The organism is Streptomyces sp. NPDC050560 (assembly GCF_044457285.1).
Taxonomy (GTDB): Bacteria; Actinomycetota; Actinomycetes; order Streptomycetales; family Streptomycetaceae; genus Streptomyces.
Genome location: NZ_JBITGT010000007.1, coordinates 71738 through 86292, shown reverse-complemented (window position 1 = coordinate 86292; position 14555 = coordinate 71738). Strand labels below are relative to the sequence as shown.

Sequence of the window (14555 nt, the reverse complement as noted above, 5' to 3'; positions counted from 1 at the left end):
GGAAGGCCCCCGACGCCCCGCGCCCCGATACCCGGTCGGAGTCCGGGCCCGGTCGGGCTATGCTCGTGGGGGTATGGAGACGGGCCGTTAGCTCAATGGGCAGAGCAGTGGACTTTTAATCCATTGGTTGTGGGTTCGAGTCCCACACGGCCTACCGGACATCTCTTCGGGGAAAGCCTGTTGACCAGGCAAGGAGCGTCCGTATCGGTGGTCGCCGGTACGGACGCTCAGTCGTTTCCGGGCTCTTGCGTGAGCGATGCGTGAGCGGGAGTGTCGTCGAGTGCCTTCCGGGCCCGGGGGACGACGGCCGCCACGCGCTCGGTCAGCTCGTCCTCGTACTCCTCGAACAGCTCCATGTACGTGTCCGAGGTCAGCGCGATGGTGGAGTGCCGCAGCTTCACCTTCGCGTCGTGCAGGTCCCCGCCACCGGCCTTCACGAGGGCCGCGGCACCGTGGCGCAGGTCCCGCAGGTTAATCGGCGGCAGCCCGGCCGCATCCGAGATCCGGCGGAACGCCTTGCTCACCACGTCTGGGTGCAGCCATGTCCCGTCCTCGTTCGTGAAGATCTTGCCCGTGTCGGTCCACGGCAGCCCCGCCGCGAGGCGCGCGTCCCGCTCGGCGAGCTGTCGCACCCGGTGCGCCTTCAGCACGGTCACCGTGCCCCGGTCGATCTTCACCACGCCCGCGGACCCGTCCGTCTTCGGCGCCGTCTCCACGGGCGTCCACCCGTCCGTGACGATCTCCCGCAGGACGCGGATCAGCCGCGCCCTGTAGTCGACGTTTTCCCAGTCCTGGCCCACCCCCTCGCCGCGGCGCAGCGCGTGGTGAGCAATGAGGTGGAAGAACGCATAGAGCCGGTCGCCCTCGGCCTCGTCCAGGAAGGTGCCGAGCTGGGCGGGCGTCCACACCATGACGGGGCCCGGCTTCTCGCCCGTCTCCCGCCAGCGTGCGACCCGCTCCGCCGTCCACAGCAGCCCCTTGGGCCGCCTGGCGGGGGTCAGCTCGACGAAGGAGGCGGGGTTGAACGTGATGTACTCCCGGCCGATCGCGAAGTTCAGCGCGGTCCGCAGTGTCCGGCGGACCGCCTGTTTCGACGCCGGGCCGGTGACGCGCCGGAACGGCGGCATCTCGGCCAGCTTCGCCCGCTCGACCGCGAGCAACTGCCGCTCAGCGGCCGGCGGCCGGCCGCCCTTCGCCCACCGGGCGCGCGCAACCTGCTCCCGGCGCGCCTGGTTCTCCGCCTCGATGACCTCGTTCTGGTCGTCGATCGCATCGAAGAACTCCTGACACCGCCCGACGCCGAGCCGGTCCAGGCGCACGGTGCCGAGTCCGGGGCGCAGGTGGCAGCGCACATGCGACTCGTACCCGCGGAGCGTGGTCGCCCGCCGCGACTTGCGCTTGACGTCCAGCCACTCGTCAAACAGGTCGCCCACGGTCAGCGTGCTGGTGAGCTTCTGTCCGCGGACCAGGCGGCGCCGGGTCTCCGCGAGGTCGGGGAGCGGGGCCTTCTTGTCCTTCGACACCGTCTCCAGCAGATCACCGACGAGGGTCAGCGCCTCCGTGTCGTCGCCGTCGGGAAGATCGAGCAGCGCCCTCACCTTGTCCAAGTCCGCCTGTGCCGCCTTCGCGGACTCGTACCCGGCGCGGGAGAACGACCGCCGCCCGCCGTCCGCGCGCGGTGGCAGCTCCTGGCGCAGGGCCCACTTGCCGTGTCTTCGGCTCGTGAGCTGAGGGCACGCCTTCCCCAGCGGCTTGCCGTCGGCGCCGCGGCAGTAGCAGCGGCGATACGTAGACCCCTTCACTCTGGCCTCCAGCGTGTGCTGACGAGATGGGTCACGGACTCGTTGAGCCTGGCGCACAGCTCGGGCGTCATCTCGCCCCGGCGGATCGCGTGAAGTACATGCCCGTTCGCGAGTTCGACTGTCACCAGGATCTCGCCTTCTGGCAGGTCATCGCTCAGCGCGAAGAAGGGGAGATCCTGGCTGGCGGCCGGGGTCTGTGCACGCTCCTGCGGTGGTGTTCCCACAGCGTTCCCCATTCGACTACATGTTCGAATCACCGAACGGGAGTACCCGTTCGCGGCGTGAATGGATGAGCATCATGACACCCGATACCAACACCCGACCACCACACAAAAACCACGACTACCAGGCGTAACGCCCTAGCTATGGCTCGTCTTTCAGTTTTCCTCGGGTGCGAAAGTGTCGATCAACCGGAGCAGTTGGGATAGCTGAGCAGGCGTCAGTCGCTCGGCCCGCTGGACGAGTGCCCGAGCCGTGCCTGACTCGTTCCAGACGGTGTCGACGCCGAAGAACTGTGCCGACGCCGACTCTTGGAGTACTGGAAGAGGGAGCTGTAGCCCGTTGGCCAGCGCTTTGAGCTGCGGGACCTGCGGGGCGTTGACCGGCTCTCCGGACTCCAGCCGATGAATCCAGCCACTTTTCACCTGAGTGCCGCTGGCGGGGTCCACGGCCCGGTCCTGCAAGGAGGCAAGGGACAGTCCTAGCTCGTGCCGACGCTCGCGGACCAGGTCGGCAAACTGCGTTCGCTGCTGCGCGTGCTGTTCGGCCATGGGCGTCATCCTGCCACTCCTGCCAGGTGGGGGACTCCGAGGGATGTTCAGGGTTGTGCGCGCGAGCGGGCGCCCCGTTCGCTGGTCGGGGCGGCGGGGCGCTCATGCATCCGAACGTAGTGTTCAGGGAAATGCATGCTGCGTCTAGGGCGCACTCGGGGCGCACGGCATTCATCTGAATAGACAAGGCGTTCAGGTCGTGCAATGCTTCGGGTGTTCAGTTGAATGAACGAAGCCTTCACGGAGGTGAATGTGTCCGACGTGCTCATGTGCCGGATCTACAGCGCCAGCCTGTTGCGCACCCTCATGCAGCGAACCGGAACGGGCGGTCGTCTGACCGTGCGGACGCTCGCCGAGATCGCCGATGTGCCGCTGGGAACCCTCGGAGCTTTGCTGAGCGGTGCCCAGCAGCTCCTTCCCATGGCCAAGGCCCACCGCGTCGCGGCGGCGGTGGGCGTCGACTTGCTCGTCTTGTTCGTCGTCGACGAGCGGGCCGCGCGGCGCGCAGCCCTTCGCGTACCGGCACCTGCCGCAGAAGATGCGCCCGAGCCGGTGTCGGTATGAGCGCCCCGCTCCCGCTGCTGACCGTCGGCGAGCTGTACGAGCAGCCGCCCCTCATGCGGCTGTGGCCGACCTTCGGCGGCCAGATCCTGCAACAGCCCGAATCGACGACGTACCAGCTCGCCGCCGAGAAGCGACTCCCCGTCGAGGCCGTGCGCCTCGGGCGGACGCAGTTCGTGCGGACAGCGGACGTCCTGGCATGGCTGCACCTGCCCGCCGATTGCGAGCGCTCGCACGAGCCGCAGGACGCATGACGGGGCCGTCCGGATGCCGGTCCGGAACGGCCCCACGGCTACCCCATCCATCACGAAATGAGGTCACCGTGACCACAGAGATTACCGCCCCCGAGCTGTACGACCCGCGTCCGTGGGAGCGGGTCACGCTCGCCGAGCAGCGGCCCGCGATCGATGCGCTCGCCGAACTGGCGGCAGCTCTCCCGAACCTCCCCGGCGCGTACATCACCACGTCCGCGATCGTCCCGGGGCAGATCGAGGTACAGGCCCTGACGTTCGCGGCGTTCGAGGCGTGGCGCGAGGGGCTGGGCGTGGACCCGGGAGACGTCCGTCCCGGGAACATGGCGCCGGAGCGCGCGCACTTGGAACTCGATGCCGTTGTGGGTGGCGTGCCGGTGCACGTGTACGCGATGGGTGCCCCGCTGCCGCAGACCGCTGCCGAGTCCGAGGGCGGTGCGGCATGAGCACCCTCGACTCCGCCCGCCGCGCGGCCTCGGAGCTGTTGCGGCAGGAGACCAGTGAGGACCTGCCCGAGTGGCGGGCGGCCTACGACGACGAGGCCCCCGAGTCCGGGAGCGGCGTGCCGAACGCGATCACGCCGGTGTGCAGCGACGAGGACCACGAGCCGAGCGACGGCGGCGTGTACGCGTGCTGCCCGGAGCCGGTGATCCCCGTGCCGCCGCCGCTGGTCGACTACCTGGTGGCGCTCCTCAACGCCGACCGGAACGACGGTGTCCGGTGAATGCGCGGCTGATCGACATTGCGGCGAACGCGCTCGTGGCGGCGCGGGAGCAGGGCCGCCAGACGGCGACGGGGCAGGCGATCCGGCTGGAGGCCGAAGCCGTGCTCGCCGCTGTGCGGACGGCCGCGCTGCACGAGGGCGCCGACGCGGTCGACGCGATGCAGACGGCCCGCGACGACGAGGTCACCGACCTGGTCGGCGGGCTGCCGGATCGGGTGGCGGTGGAGCACGTCACCGCGCGCCGGACCGCCGCCCTGCTGCGGGAGATGGCGGGCTCCCCGGCCGCCGAGCCGGAGCCCGCCGCCGCTGGCCCGATCTGCACTGAGGCCGAGGCGCGCGCCGCCGGACTCGACATCGCGGCAAGCACGGACGAGCTGACCGCGATGGCCGAGACGATCGTCGCTGCGCACGGTGACGAGCCGTCAGCGGAGGTCGACCTGGCGCGTGCCGTGCCGCTGATGGCCCGCGCGATCGACCGCCTGCGGGCCCGCGTCGCTGAGCTGGAGGCCGAGCGATACCGGACTCTCGGTGACGACCTGAATCCCTCGTCGCTGGTCATCGACGCCGGGGCGTACAGCCGCCTGCGGGACGCCATCACCGCCACCATGACCGACCCGGACGCCTGGGACGACGACGAGGCCGAGGACGCCATCCTCGCCCGCTACGTGCAATGGCTCGCCGCGCGCGCCGCCGGGGCGGGTGAGTCGGATGCCCGGTGACGCCATCGTCGGCGGGCTCGCGTTCGCCGGGGCCCTGGTGCTCGTGCTGTGGATCGCCGCAGCGGTCGACATCGCCGCCTGGACCGCGCAGCACGCGGCCGCGTGGCGGGCCCGGCACCCGCGGCGGGGAGGTGGCCGGCATGGCCGCTGACCGTCTCCGTGACCCCGCCCGCGGCGAGGTGCTGACCGGGCCCGAGGGGGCGCGCCGGATCGCCGCCGCGCATGAGGCGGCGTACGGGGACGTGTGGTCGCCGGATGTGCAGTGGGCGCGGGCGGTGGCCGCGGTCGCCGAGCCCGAGCCCCGCTGCCCGCGCTGCCAGGGCACTTTCGAGACCTGCACGTGCACCGGGGCGGCCCCGCGGGACCCGGTGGGGCTGAACCCGACCGGCCGCCCCCGCCGCAGCAGCGCCCGGCGCCGCCGCCGCGCCACCCGAGGCGGTGAGCCCGCGTGAGCTACCTCCACCTCGCCGCTGCCGCGGTGCTCCTCATCGCCGCCGGAGCCGCCCTCAAGGGGGCCGCCCGGCCCACCCGCAAACGCCGCACCTACACGCCCCGGAAGGACGTGGCCTCATGACCGGGCCCGAGCACTACCGCGAGGCCGAACGCCTGCTTACCCTCGCCGACTACCACGATGACCCGGACCGGCGCGCGGCCGCGCAGGTGCACGCAACGCTCGCCCTCGGCGCCGCCACCGCGATGGCCGCGCCCGTCGACGGTGAGACTGCGGGACTCAACGTCGAGGAGTACGACGCCTGGCGTGCCGCCGTCGAGGGCAAGCCCGCCCCGGCGCGCACGCTCACCGTCTACCGCGCCTCGCACGACCCGATCGTCATGGGCTTGTACACCACGGCCGCCAAGGCCCGGAAGCACTGCGAGACCGACGAGCGCCGCTCCTGGCCGACCGGCACCCGCCTCTCCTTCGACTGGATCGAGGACGAGAAGGACGGCGTCGCCGAGCTGGTGGTCGTCGCGGGCCAGAACGAGGAGTCCACGACCGGCTACACGGTCACCTCGCTGAAGGTCGCCGCCGAGTACGACCCGGAGGCCGACGCGTGACCGCCTCCAACACCGCGCGCGCCGGGGCGCCGGAGTCGCGTCGAGGCTGGCTCCTCGCCGCCATACAGCGCCAGGCGCAACCCGTCACCACCGCCCAGGCCGCACGGCTCTACGCCGCCAGCCCGTGGCCGAGCAGCGGCCGGAACACGACGCGGAAGGACCTGCGGAGCCTCGTCGCCCGCGGGGACCTCGCCGCCACCGACACCGCCCGAGGCCGCACCTACACACCCCGGAAGGACCACGCGCGATGAGCACCGAGATCGTGCAGACGGGCGGCGCGCTCGCCATCCGCCCCGACCAGACCGTATGGACGCCCGAACAGGCCGCCGTGCTCCGCCAGTCCGGCATCGGCGACGGCGTCACCCACGCCGAGCTGTCCAGCTTCCTGCACCTGTGCCAGCGGACCGGGCTCGATCCGTTCTCCCGGCAGATCTACCTCATCGGCCGGTGGGACAAGCGGGCCGGGCGTGAGGTGTTCACCCCCCAGACCGGCATCGACGGGTACCGCGTCGTGGCACAGCGGGTGACCGTGAAACAGGGCGGCGCCTACGGCTATGAAGACACGCTCTGGTGCGATGCCTCAGGGGCGTGGCGAGACGTGTGGCTCGCCGAGGAACCCCCCGCCGCCGCGAAGGTGACCGTGGTCCGCAACGGCCAGCGGTTCAGCGCGGTGGCCCTGTTCAGGGAGTACGTGCAGACCAATCGCGACGGGCGCCCGGTGGGCTCGTGGGGGAAGATGCCCGCCGGTCAGCTCGCGAAGTGCGGTGAAGCGCTGGCATTGCGGAAGGCGTTCCCCCTCGACCTCGCCGGGGTGTACACGGCGGAGGAGATGGCGCAGGCCGACAACCCCGCCCCGGCGGGGGTGGAGCCGGAGCCGGTGGAGCGGATGCGCCGGGCACAGCCGGGCGAGCCCGACCCGTGGGCCACCCCGGCGCCCGAGCCGCAGACCGCCGCGCAGGGACGGGACTACCTCCACGAAGCGCACCAGGCGCCGGACAGGGACGCGGTCCGCCGCATCTGGCTAGAGGCCCGCGCCGACGGCGCCGTGGCTGACTACCTCGCGCAGATCGCCGCCGTCGGCAAGGACAAGGCCGCTTCCACCAAGCCCACCCCGGCCCAGGACCCGGCCCCCGCGACCGCCGAGGACGACGCGATCACCGCCGAGCGCGAGCTGCGTGCCGCCGCCAAGCGCGTCCACCTCACCAACCTCGACGAGGAGTTCGAGCAGAGCTACGGCCTGCCGATCGCACAGGCGCCCGCTGCGCAGATGCGGCAGATGACCGCGATCCTCATCGGCACCGCCGCCGCCTGACACTGCCCCGGGGTGCCGCGGCCCGTACCGCGGCACCCCCGAAGGAGACCGACATGAGCCTGAAAGAGGCCGCGGCCCGCGAGGCGTACCTGAAGACGTTGCACGACGTGGTGGGCAACGCGTACAAGGCCGCCCGTGCCGAGACGCAGCAGCTCCTCGACGACGCCGCGCGGGACTCGGGGACGCGGCAGGTCGCCGTCACCCTGCCGGACGGGCCCGACATCGCCACCGTCAGCCTGTCCAGCGGCGAGGCCGCCGCCCGCGTCGTCGACGATGCGGCGTTCACCGCCTGGGTCATCGCCACCGTTCCGGGCGAGGTGGAGCGGCGGTTCGTCACCGAAGTTCGCGGCGCCTTCCGCACGAAGCTGTTGAGCGAGTTGACGGCGGCGGGCGGCACCGAGTGGCCCGACCCCGAGACCGGCGTCATCCACGACGTGCCCGGCGTGGAGCTGGCGCCCAGCCGCAGCCGTACGCACGCGGTGCGGTTCAAGAAGGACGGCCGCGACCAGGTGATGAACGCCTGGCGCGACGGCCGCCTGGCGGACGTCGCCCTGCCCGAGCTGACCGCCGGCGGTGAGCGGTGAGCGCCGCCGACCGCCTCGCCTGGCAGCAGTCGGCGGACTGCGCCGGCGTCGACATGGACGCCGGCTCCAGCAGCAGACGGCAGCTATGGCCTACGCCTGGCCTACGCCTGGCCTACGCCTGGCCTACGCCTGCCTCTCCCCTAACTCCTCCGTAGCCGCGAGACTCCCAAGAGCCTTGTCGCCAGCGTCTGAAGTACCTCCGTGACCTGCGGCTCTGACCACCCGACAAGCCACGTCCGGGGCGGCCGGCCCGGGCGCCCCGCCCCGGACGTGACACCCGCAGCACCACGAGAACGGACCGGCCTTGAACGGCGACGAGCAGGACACCCGAGCAAGCGGGAGCGTCGCGCACGCCTACCGCAACGCGCTGTTCTGGCGGTGGGCGCCCGCGATGCCGAAGGGCATCCCCGCGGCGTTCGTGACCCTGCTCTACGCGCTTGCCAGCGCCGCCGACCCCGCGGGCCGCGTGCGGTTCCGCGACGGCTCGGTGATCCGGATCAAGGACATCGCCGCCGCGTGCAAGGCCGACGAGAAGGACGTCCGTCGCTACCTGACGGCCGCCGTTGCCGCCGGTGTGGTGGCCGTCGAGGGGGAGCAGCGGCGCGGCCGCCCCACCCTCTACGTGCTCATGCTCACGCCGTCGCCGGACTGGGGCGCGGCGGTCGACGCGATCACGAACTCGAAGCGGAAGCGGCCCGAACGCACCCCTCCGCCGTGGCGGCAAGCGGCCCCCGGCGCGGACCAGAAGAACGGGGGGCGGTCCCCCGAACTTCCGGAGGACAAGAACGGGGGACCGCCCCCCGAACTTTCAGACCTTGATCACGAAAAAGAACGGGGGACCGCCCCCCGTACGAGTTCGGGGGACCGCCCCCCGTTTGGTTCGGGGGACCGCCCCCCGAACAACCCAGGGAGACCCATGTCTCTCCCCCACGAGGTGGCTGAGGTTGAACCTCAACCACCCGTAGACGTCGCTCCGGCCCCGACCGAGCTCCCCGAGAACCACGAACCACGAACGGCCGACGTCGCCCGCTGCGCCGTCTGCCACGAACGCATGATCCCCCGCCCTGGCCGCGACCGACACACCCACTGCATCACCGCAGGAGGCGCCACATGAGCCCGCTGGAACGCCTCCTCGCCGAGTCGCTGCCCACCGGCACCTTCGCCACGCAGCCCGGCCACTGCCCGCTGTGCGCCGTGCGTGCACGTCGATGGAGCAGGCCCGGCACCGCGCCGTGCTCCTCGCCGCCCTCACCCAACCCGCCGCCCGGAAGGACCGAGCCGCATGACCACGCCACCGCCCGCTGGCAGCCGCACCGGCCGCCTGATCACCGCCATCACCCACGAGCGGGAGCGGGACAGCGCCGCGGGTGCCTTCGCCCGCGTGCGTGCCCTGCACCGTCCCGTCGGCGTTGTCGCGGCGGCCGAGGCGGGGGTGCCGCCGGAGTGCTCGGCGGGCTGCCCGGAGTGGCCGTGCGCCACACACCAGGCCGTCGCCGACGACCGCGCGCACCCCGAGGCCGCCGCCCCGGCGCCCGTCGACGAGACGGCGCTGCGGCAGCAGCTCGCCGAAGCGATCGGTGCGTACCGCAACGGCCCTGCGTCCGACGGCCGCGGTTGGTTCCGCTCTGCCGAGGACCAGGCCGAGTGCGTCGCTCTCGCCGACGCGGTCCTGCCGGTCGTGCGCGCCGCCGTGGCGCCTCCGAACCGCGAGCAGGGCGAGGACGGCGTCACCGTGCGGCCCGAGGAGTACTCGGTCACCGCCGTCCCCGACGACGCCGCCCCCGACGCGCACGTGTGGGCACTCACCGTGCGGCACCGCGGCGGCGGCCGGTGGGCCGTGCAGCGCGGCGAGCACGCCTGCCTCGGCGCGGACGGCGAATGGGCGCAGGGTGTCAAGCCGTACGACCGCGGCAACGACTGGCTCGACGAGCACCGGTTCGACCTGCCGACCGCGCTCCGGCTCGCCCGCGAAGCCACCCCGCATGTGACCGTCAACGGCTACTCGGTGGCGGACGTGCTCGCGCACCGAGAGAGCGACGCGCCGTGCCCGCAGCACCCCAACGCTCCCGTGATCGGAGGCATCTGCGGAGGCTGCACCCAGTACCCGGCAGACATGAGGCAGGGCGAGGCGCCGACAGGAGGCACCAGGTGACCCGACAGTCCCGCCGCGACCAGTCCATGCGCGCCGGCGGCATGCGCGCCGGCGCCCTGATGCTCGTCCACTTCCGCACCCGCATCCGCGAAGCCCTCGACGACATCGAGCGCGACGCCGCCAACCGCGGCGACACGGAGCACGCGGCCGGGATGCGCGACGCCGCCGCCCGCATCCGCGCCGTCCTCGACCGGGAGCGCTCGTGAGCGCCTGCCTGCTGTGCCACCACGACCTGGACGCCGACGAGCTGGAGCGCGTGGCCTGCCGCCGCTGCCAGACCCGGCTCGCCGCCCAGCTCGGCGAGCTGTCCGCGCTCTACCGGGCGCTCGCCGAGCACCTGGCCCCGTCAGCCGGCGCCCGGGGCCCGGCGGTGTCCGGCACCCCCGACCCCGGCATGCCCGTCACCGAGGCGGTGCTCGAGCTGCGGGCGTGGTCGGGCATGGTCGACGCTCTGCGGGCCCATGAGGACGACTGGCGGCGCGCTCTGCGCCTCCCGGTGGCTCCGTGGCGCGGCACCGTCGAGCAGACCCTCACCGCCTGCGCCCAGTGGCTCGGCGCCCATCTGTGGTGGGCGTGCGAGAAGTACCCGGACGTCGACGGACTCGCCGAGGACGTGCGGCGCCTGCACGGCGCGGCGTCCTCGATCGTCGACCCCGACCCGGGCGGGCGCGGCACGCGCGCCGGGTGGTGTACCGCGCCCACGGCGGAGGGCGGGCCGTGCGGGGCGCTGCTGCGGCTGCGCGAGGGCGAGACCGTGGTCACCTGCCCGTGGTGCGGGACCGTCTACCCGCCCGCGTCGTGGCTCGCCCTGAAGGCCGCCATGGGCGAGGCCGAGGCCAACGCTTGCATCTAACCCGGGGGTTAGATTAAGATGCCCGCGATGGACGCGAAGCCCTGGACGGACCGGGTCCGCGACGAGGAAGAGCTGTTGGAGCAGCTCAACCAACTCGCCTCCGAGTCCGCCGCACGACGAGCGCAGGCACTGCGCGAAGGCGTGGAGCAGACCGGTTCCATCGCCGAGGCCGCCCGCGTCCTCGGCCGTAGCTGGAACGCGGTCTACAACGCGCTCAAGAAGGACGAAGGCAAGAAGGCGCCCGGCTTCCAGCCGGACGCCACCACAACCGAATAGAGCGGGGCCGGACGACAGCTCTCCGCGGTGTTGGAGCACCGCGAAGGCGATCGCATCGCCCGACCCCTGACCGAGCACCTTCCTGACGACACCAGGAGGCATCGGCCATGGCCGATCATTTCACGCGCGCAAGTGCGCGCGCACTTGCGCTGCACTTGCCGTGCAAGTTCCCCACGCGGCGCCTTGTCGCCGTCGGAGTTATCCGCCGTCGCGGCGGCCGCACCATCACCGTGCGCGTCACGGCGGCCGGGGCCACCGGCCGTATCACCCCCGCCGGGGGTGCCCGGTGACCGTCGCCCACACCCTCGCCGCCGCGATCGTGCTCTACCTCGCCGCGATCCCGGTCGTCTTCCGCGGCCTGCCCGCCGCCGCGCGCGCCCTGCGCCGCGCCACCCGGGTCCTGCGCGCCCGCCGCGCCACCCGCGCCCGCGCCGCCCGGCACCGCGCCGGAGGTGAGCACCGGTGACGCCGAGGGGAGACGCAGTGACGACGCCTCGTGAGACGCGGCCCACGACGGCGCTGCGACAGCGGCGCGACACAGCGCGACGCCTCGCCGGGCAGGGCGAAAGCCTCCGCACGATCGCCGACCGGCTCGGCGTGTCCAAGGACACCGTGCGACGCGACCTCGCCGCAGCGCGACACCCTGAGACACCCGACGCGTCAGATGAGACAGCCGTCGCACCCGAACCCCCCGCCCGTGCGACGGACCCGCTCCCGGACGCGACACCCGCCGCGCCGTTCGGCGCCCGAGGGCTCACGCTCCCGCCGAGCCTCACCCTCGGCCAGGACCTGCGCCTCATCGCGGCCGCCCACCGGATGGCCGCCGAGGATGTCGCCGCGGCGCTCATCCACGAGCACGCCGAGCAGATCCGCGCCCGCTGGCATGCCCGGTCGCCCGCCTCGCCAGGCTCCTTGTCTGGAAACAGATGCCTCTCTACTGCTGCGCGAGCTGCGGAGGCTGGTACCCGTTCGGCCACTTCTGCCCTTGGCGTTCGGTCGACATGATGGGCTGATGAATACAGAGATTGCGACCGCTTTGGTGGGCCTGGGGGGAGCGGTCATAGGCGCGGCCGCGTCTGTGGCCGCAACCTGGCTCACCCTCAGGCACCAGTCCCAAGAGGCCAAGAATGCACGGCTCTACGAAATCGGTCGTCTGGCAGCCGAGGAAGCGCTGTCGGAACTTATCCAGCTTCAGCAGTTCCTGGAGACAGTCTCGCTTCCGATAGGTCCCGCCGTGCGGCACCCCTGGGAAGACAGCGCGATGGGTCATCTGCGTCGTTCTGTGTTGGCGATGGCTCGTATACCTGGCGAGGCGATTGTGCCGCGCGTCCAGCTTTCCTACGACTTGGCCAGGGCCTATCGCTATGGCGGACCCAGGCACTTCCTACGCGTCCGCTGGATGCGCTGGGCGGTTGAGGACCTGATCGCGGTCATGCTCGAATACATTCGACAAGCGGAATTGCCTGATCCGACTCCTCAAGTCAGGGCCTGTAAGGACACGTACGATCGGAAGCGACGACGGGAAGCCGAGGAGTACGAGCTGCAAGAACCCGACGACTACGAGTCCGAGCCAGATGACGCTCCCTGAGTCATCATGGCCGCATGGAGTACATCGCCCTCCCTCCGGGCCTGGTGACCACGTCGATGGCTGCGCGTGCCTGCGACGTGGCGCCCGCGACTATCCGGGACTGGGTTCGCCGCGGCATCCTCACCCGCTGCGGCGGCACCCCCAAACGCCCCATCTACCGGCTCGCCGACGTCACCAAGGCGCGCACCGCAGCGAAGCCCTGCCGCCCCGGCCAGCGCGGAGCCGCAGCGGCTTGACATGCGACAACCCGTGAGCCACGATCTTCCCGAACAGTCATGCCCATAACCGGGCGTGACGGATCGCCCCGAGCCCCGAGCCGACACCGGCCTCGGGGCTCCTGTGCGTCACAGCACGGTCAAGGTGCCTTCACGCGGCCCACACATGCGGGACGCTGCCCTCCCACACCACATGTCCTTGGGGGGACCATGCACCGCACCATCCCAGCCACCATCGCCATACTCGCCCTCGCCGCCGGAGCGGCCGGGTGCAGCGGCAACAGCAGCAACGCCGACGCCAAGCCCAGCGCCAGCACGCCCGCCGCGCACACCGAAGCCGACTGCCTCGCCCTGCTGGAAGCCAACTACACGGCAGGTACCCCCAAGGACGTGTCCGCCGAACCCGAGTGCGCGAGCCTCACCCAAGACCAGTACACCGACCTCGTCGGCCAAGTCCTCAACGACAACAAGGACCAGGTCCTCGACGACGCCGCCACCGAGACCGCGTGGGACACCGCATGGAACGAGATGGACGTCGACGCCCAAGCCGACATCTGCGAGCTGCTTGTGGGCCAAGGCCCGGAAGCGGCGGACGGCCTCACCCGGGAGCAAGCCGAGTACTTCCTCGACACCAAGTGCTGACCGAGTGAGGTGGCGCGCCCGTGGCCGGCAACCCCCGCAACGGGCGCCCCTACCGCCGCCTCGTCGACGCACAACGCGCCCTCGGCCTGCCCTGCTGGATCTGCGGCCGAGAGATCGACTACCGGCTCACGAGCACCGCCGGGCAGCGCAGCCCGTGGGCCTTCACCCTCGACCACGCCGTGCCCCTCTCCCGCGGCGGCTCGCTCCTCGACCCTGCCAACGCCCGCAGCTCGCACCGCCGGTGCAACTCGGCCAGGGGCGCACGCACGACCACACGCCGCCCACAACGGGCCTCACGGAGATGGTGACCATGGCTGTTGAATTGCACGTCGCCAACGAACTGGTGGACGCACTGAAGCAGTACATGCACCTACTCAACGTGATCGAGGTCGGGCGCCGGGAAGACCCTGCGCACCATACGACCGTGCTAACCGTTGCCGCCCCAACGGCACCGAAGGGTGCTGCGATGATGAGCCCCACGTTTGAGCTGCGCGACGGCAGAGTGCTGCTGTCCTGCGTGGACTGGTACGACAGCGACGGCCGCCTGCTCTGGACACAGGGGCAACGGAGCCGCACCCGAAACTGGTGACGCCGTGCTGTTCGTCGTCACCGGCCCGCCGGCCGCGGGCAAGTCCTCGTGGATCGAAGCCCGGGCCCGCGCCCGGGACATCGTCATCGACCTGGACCGCATCACCCGCGCCCTCACCGGGCCCGGCGCACCTCAGTGGAACCACAACCCCACCGTCACCCGCGTCGCCCTCCGCGCCCGCTACGCCGCCATCGACGAAGCTCTCAAGTACACCGACACGGTCGACGTCTACCTGATCCACACCATGCCCAGCCCCAAGTGGCTCGCCCGGTACCGCCGCCACGGCGGCAAGATCATCACTGTTGATCCGGGCGAAGCGCTCGTACGCCAGCGCGTGCGGGACATGCGCCACCCCGGCATGGACGCAGTGGTCACCCGCTGGTACCGGCACCACCGTCGGGGTGGGTCACGCCCCGTCACCGGGCAGGCGTCACGCGCCTGGTGATCACCGCGCAGGCGCG

The 14555-nt window shown here is 71.8% G+C and carries 27 protein-coding genes and 1 tRNA gene; 25 read left to right on the top strand and 3 right to left on the bottom strand.

The genetic code is table 11. The features are described 5' to 3' along the window. Window positions 1-81: 81 nt before the first annotated feature. A tRNA-Lys gene (locus ACIBIW_RS17400) sits at window positions 82-154 on the top strand. A gap of 73 nt (window positions 155-227) precedes the next feature. Here ACIBIW_RS17400 and xerC read toward each other — a convergent pair. From xerC to ACIBIW_RS17385, 3 genes are all read right to left on the bottom strand, one after another. Then, window positions 228-1802: a tyrosine recombinase XerC gene (gene xerC / locus ACIBIW_RS17395; RefSeq protein WP_399336921.1), complete on the bottom strand. Its 1575-nt coding sequence runs from the start codon at window positions 1800-1802 to the stop codon at window positions 228-230. Beyond that, window positions 1799-2026: a hypothetical protein gene (locus ACIBIW_RS17390; protein ID WP_399336919.1), complete on the bottom strand. Its 228-nt coding sequence runs from the start codon at window positions 2024-2026 to the stop codon at window positions 1799-1801. Before ACIBIW_RS17390 ends, xerC begins: the two co-directional genes overlap by 4 nt. 153 nt (window positions 2027-2179) lie before the next feature. After that, window positions 2180-2572: a helix-turn-helix domain-containing protein gene (locus ACIBIW_RS17385; protein ID WP_399336917.1), complete on the bottom strand. Its 393-nt coding sequence runs from the start codon at window positions 2570-2572 to the stop codon at window positions 2180-2182. A 225-nt stretch (window positions 2573-2797) separates the two neighbouring features. Here ACIBIW_RS17385 and ACIBIW_RS17380 point away from each other — a divergent pair, with 225 nt between their 5' ends. From ACIBIW_RS17380 to ACIBIW_RS17265, 24 genes are all read left to right on the top strand, one after another. Beyond that, a complete protein-coding gene (locus tag ACIBIW_RS17380) occupies window positions 2798-3136 on the top strand; it encodes a hypothetical protein (RefSeq protein ID WP_399336915.1) in 339 nt (112 codons plus the stop codon). Beyond that, entirely contained in the window at window positions 3133-3387 is a 255-nt protein-coding gene (locus tag ACIBIW_RS17375) for a hypothetical protein (RefSeq protein WP_399336913.1), read from the top strand. Before ACIBIW_RS17380 ends, ACIBIW_RS17375 begins: the two co-directional genes overlap by 4 nt. 68 nt (window positions 3388-3455) lie before the next feature. Next, window positions 3456-3830: a hypothetical protein gene (locus ACIBIW_RS17370; protein ID WP_399336911.1), complete on the top strand. Its 375-nt coding sequence runs from the start codon at window positions 3456-3458 to the stop codon at window positions 3828-3830. Beyond that, complete coding sequence (locus ACIBIW_RS17365; protein ID WP_399336910.1) at window positions 3827-4108, top strand: hypothetical protein; 282 nt, start codon at window positions 3827-3829, stop codon at window positions 4106-4108. The genes ACIBIW_RS17370 and ACIBIW_RS17365 overlap by 4 nt, the downstream gene beginning before the upstream one ends. Next, window positions 4105-4827: a hypothetical protein gene (locus tag ACIBIW_RS17360; RefSeq protein WP_399336908.1), complete on the top strand. Its 723-nt coding sequence runs from the start codon at window positions 4105-4107 to the stop codon at window positions 4825-4827. The genes ACIBIW_RS17365 and ACIBIW_RS17360 overlap by 4 nt, the downstream gene beginning before the upstream one ends. Continuing rightward, a complete protein-coding gene (locus ACIBIW_RS17355; protein WP_399336906.1) occupies window positions 4817-4978 on the top strand; it encodes a hypothetical protein in 162 nt (53 codons plus the stop codon). The genes ACIBIW_RS17360 and ACIBIW_RS17355 overlap by 11 nt, the downstream gene beginning before the upstream one ends. Beyond that, on the top strand, window positions 4968-5279 hold the full coding sequence (locus ACIBIW_RS17350; RefSeq protein ID WP_399336905.1) for a hypothetical protein: 312 nt from the start codon (window positions 4968-4970) through the stop codon (window positions 5277-5279). The genes ACIBIW_RS17355 and ACIBIW_RS17350 overlap by 11 nt, the downstream gene beginning before the upstream one ends. Further along, window positions 5276-5401, top strand: a complete 126-nt coding sequence (locus tag ACIBIW_RS17345; RefSeq protein WP_399336903.1) for a hypothetical protein — start codon at window positions 5276-5278, stop codon at window positions 5399-5401. Before ACIBIW_RS17350 ends, ACIBIW_RS17345 begins: the two co-directional genes overlap by 4 nt. Beyond that, window positions 5398-5883, top strand: coding sequence for a hypothetical protein (locus ACIBIW_RS17340; protein ID WP_399336901.1), 486 nt, complete (start codon window positions 5398-5400; stop codon window positions 5881-5883). Before ACIBIW_RS17345 ends, ACIBIW_RS17340 begins: the two co-directional genes overlap by 4 nt. Next, the gene (locus tag ACIBIW_RS17335) at window positions 5880-6134 is read left to right on the top strand and encodes a hypothetical protein (protein WP_399336899.1); all 255 of its coding nucleotides are present in this window, start codon (window positions 5880-5882) and stop codon (window positions 6132-6134) included. The genes ACIBIW_RS17340 and ACIBIW_RS17335 overlap by 4 nt, the downstream gene beginning before the upstream one ends. Beyond that, the gene (gene bet, locus ACIBIW_RS17330) at window positions 6131-7195 is read left to right on the top strand and encodes a phage recombination protein Bet (protein WP_399336897.1); all 1065 of its coding nucleotides are present in this window, start codon (window positions 6131-6133) and stop codon (window positions 7193-7195) included. The genes ACIBIW_RS17335 and bet overlap by 4 nt, the downstream gene beginning before the upstream one ends. A gap of 53 nt (window positions 7196-7248) precedes the next feature. Next, window positions 7249-7779 (top strand): hypothetical protein, encoded by a 531-nt coding sequence (locus tag ACIBIW_RS17325; protein ID WP_399336895.1) that lies wholly within the window; start codon window positions 7249-7251, stop codon window positions 7777-7779. A gap of 304 nt (window positions 7780-8083) precedes the next feature. After that, the gene (locus tag ACIBIW_RS17320; protein WP_399336893.1) at window positions 8084-8893 is read left to right on the top strand and encodes a hypothetical protein; all 810 of its coding nucleotides are present in this window, start codon (window positions 8084-8086) and stop codon (window positions 8891-8893) included. 168 nt (window positions 8894-9061) lie between these two features. Next, window positions 9062-9931, top strand: a complete 870-nt coding sequence (locus tag ACIBIW_RS17315) for a hypothetical protein (RefSeq protein WP_399336891.1) — start codon at window positions 9062-9064, stop codon at window positions 9929-9931. Beyond that, a complete protein-coding gene (locus ACIBIW_RS17310) occupies window positions 9928-10137 on the top strand; it encodes a hypothetical protein (protein ID WP_399336889.1) in 210 nt (69 codons plus the stop codon). The genes ACIBIW_RS17315 and ACIBIW_RS17310 overlap by 4 nt, the downstream gene beginning before the upstream one ends. Continuing rightward, window positions 10134-10784 (top strand): hypothetical protein, encoded by a 651-nt coding sequence (locus tag ACIBIW_RS17305; RefSeq protein ID WP_399336888.1) that lies wholly within the window; start codon window positions 10134-10136, stop codon window positions 10782-10784. The genes ACIBIW_RS17310 and ACIBIW_RS17305 overlap by 4 nt, the downstream gene beginning before the upstream one ends. Window positions 10785-10811: 27 nt before the next feature. Next, on the top strand, window positions 10812-11060 hold the full coding sequence (locus ACIBIW_RS17300; RefSeq protein ID WP_399336886.1) for a hypothetical protein: 249 nt from the start codon (window positions 10812-10814) through the stop codon (window positions 11058-11060). A 286-nt stretch (window positions 11061-11346) separates the two neighbouring features. After that, on the top strand, window positions 11347-11526 hold the full coding sequence (locus ACIBIW_RS17295; protein ID WP_399336884.1) for a hypothetical protein: 180 nt from the start codon (window positions 11347-11349) through the stop codon (window positions 11524-11526). A gap of 546 nt (window positions 11527-12072) precedes the next feature. Then, the gene (locus tag ACIBIW_RS17290) at window positions 12073-12648 is read left to right on the top strand and encodes a hypothetical protein (RefSeq protein WP_399336882.1); all 576 of its coding nucleotides are present in this window, start codon (window positions 12073-12075) and stop codon (window positions 12646-12648) included. Window positions 12649-12662: 14 nt separating this feature from the next. Beyond that, complete coding sequence (locus ACIBIW_RS17285; RefSeq protein ID WP_399336880.1) at window positions 12663-12884, top strand: hypothetical protein; 222 nt, start codon at window positions 12663-12665, stop codon at window positions 12882-12884. A 189-nt stretch (window positions 12885-13073) separates the two neighbouring features. Beyond that, window positions 13074-13505, top strand: coding sequence for a hypothetical protein (locus ACIBIW_RS17280; RefSeq protein ID WP_399336878.1), 432 nt, complete (start codon window positions 13074-13076; stop codon window positions 13503-13505). Between the two features lie 20 nt (window positions 13506-13525). Then, complete coding sequence (locus ACIBIW_RS17275) at window positions 13526-13813, top strand: HNH endonuclease (protein ID WP_399336876.1); 288 nt, start codon at window positions 13526-13528, stop codon at window positions 13811-13813. A 2-nt stretch (window positions 13814-13815) separates the two neighbouring features. Beyond that, window positions 13816-14094 (top strand): hypothetical protein, encoded by a 279-nt coding sequence (locus ACIBIW_RS17270; protein WP_399336874.1) that lies wholly within the window; start codon window positions 13816-13818, stop codon window positions 14092-14094. Between the two features lie 4 nt (window positions 14095-14098). Beyond that, entirely contained in the window at window positions 14099-14539 is a 441-nt protein-coding gene (locus ACIBIW_RS17265; protein ID WP_399336872.1) for an AAA family ATPase, read from the top strand. Window positions 14540-14555 lie beyond the last annotated feature (16 nt).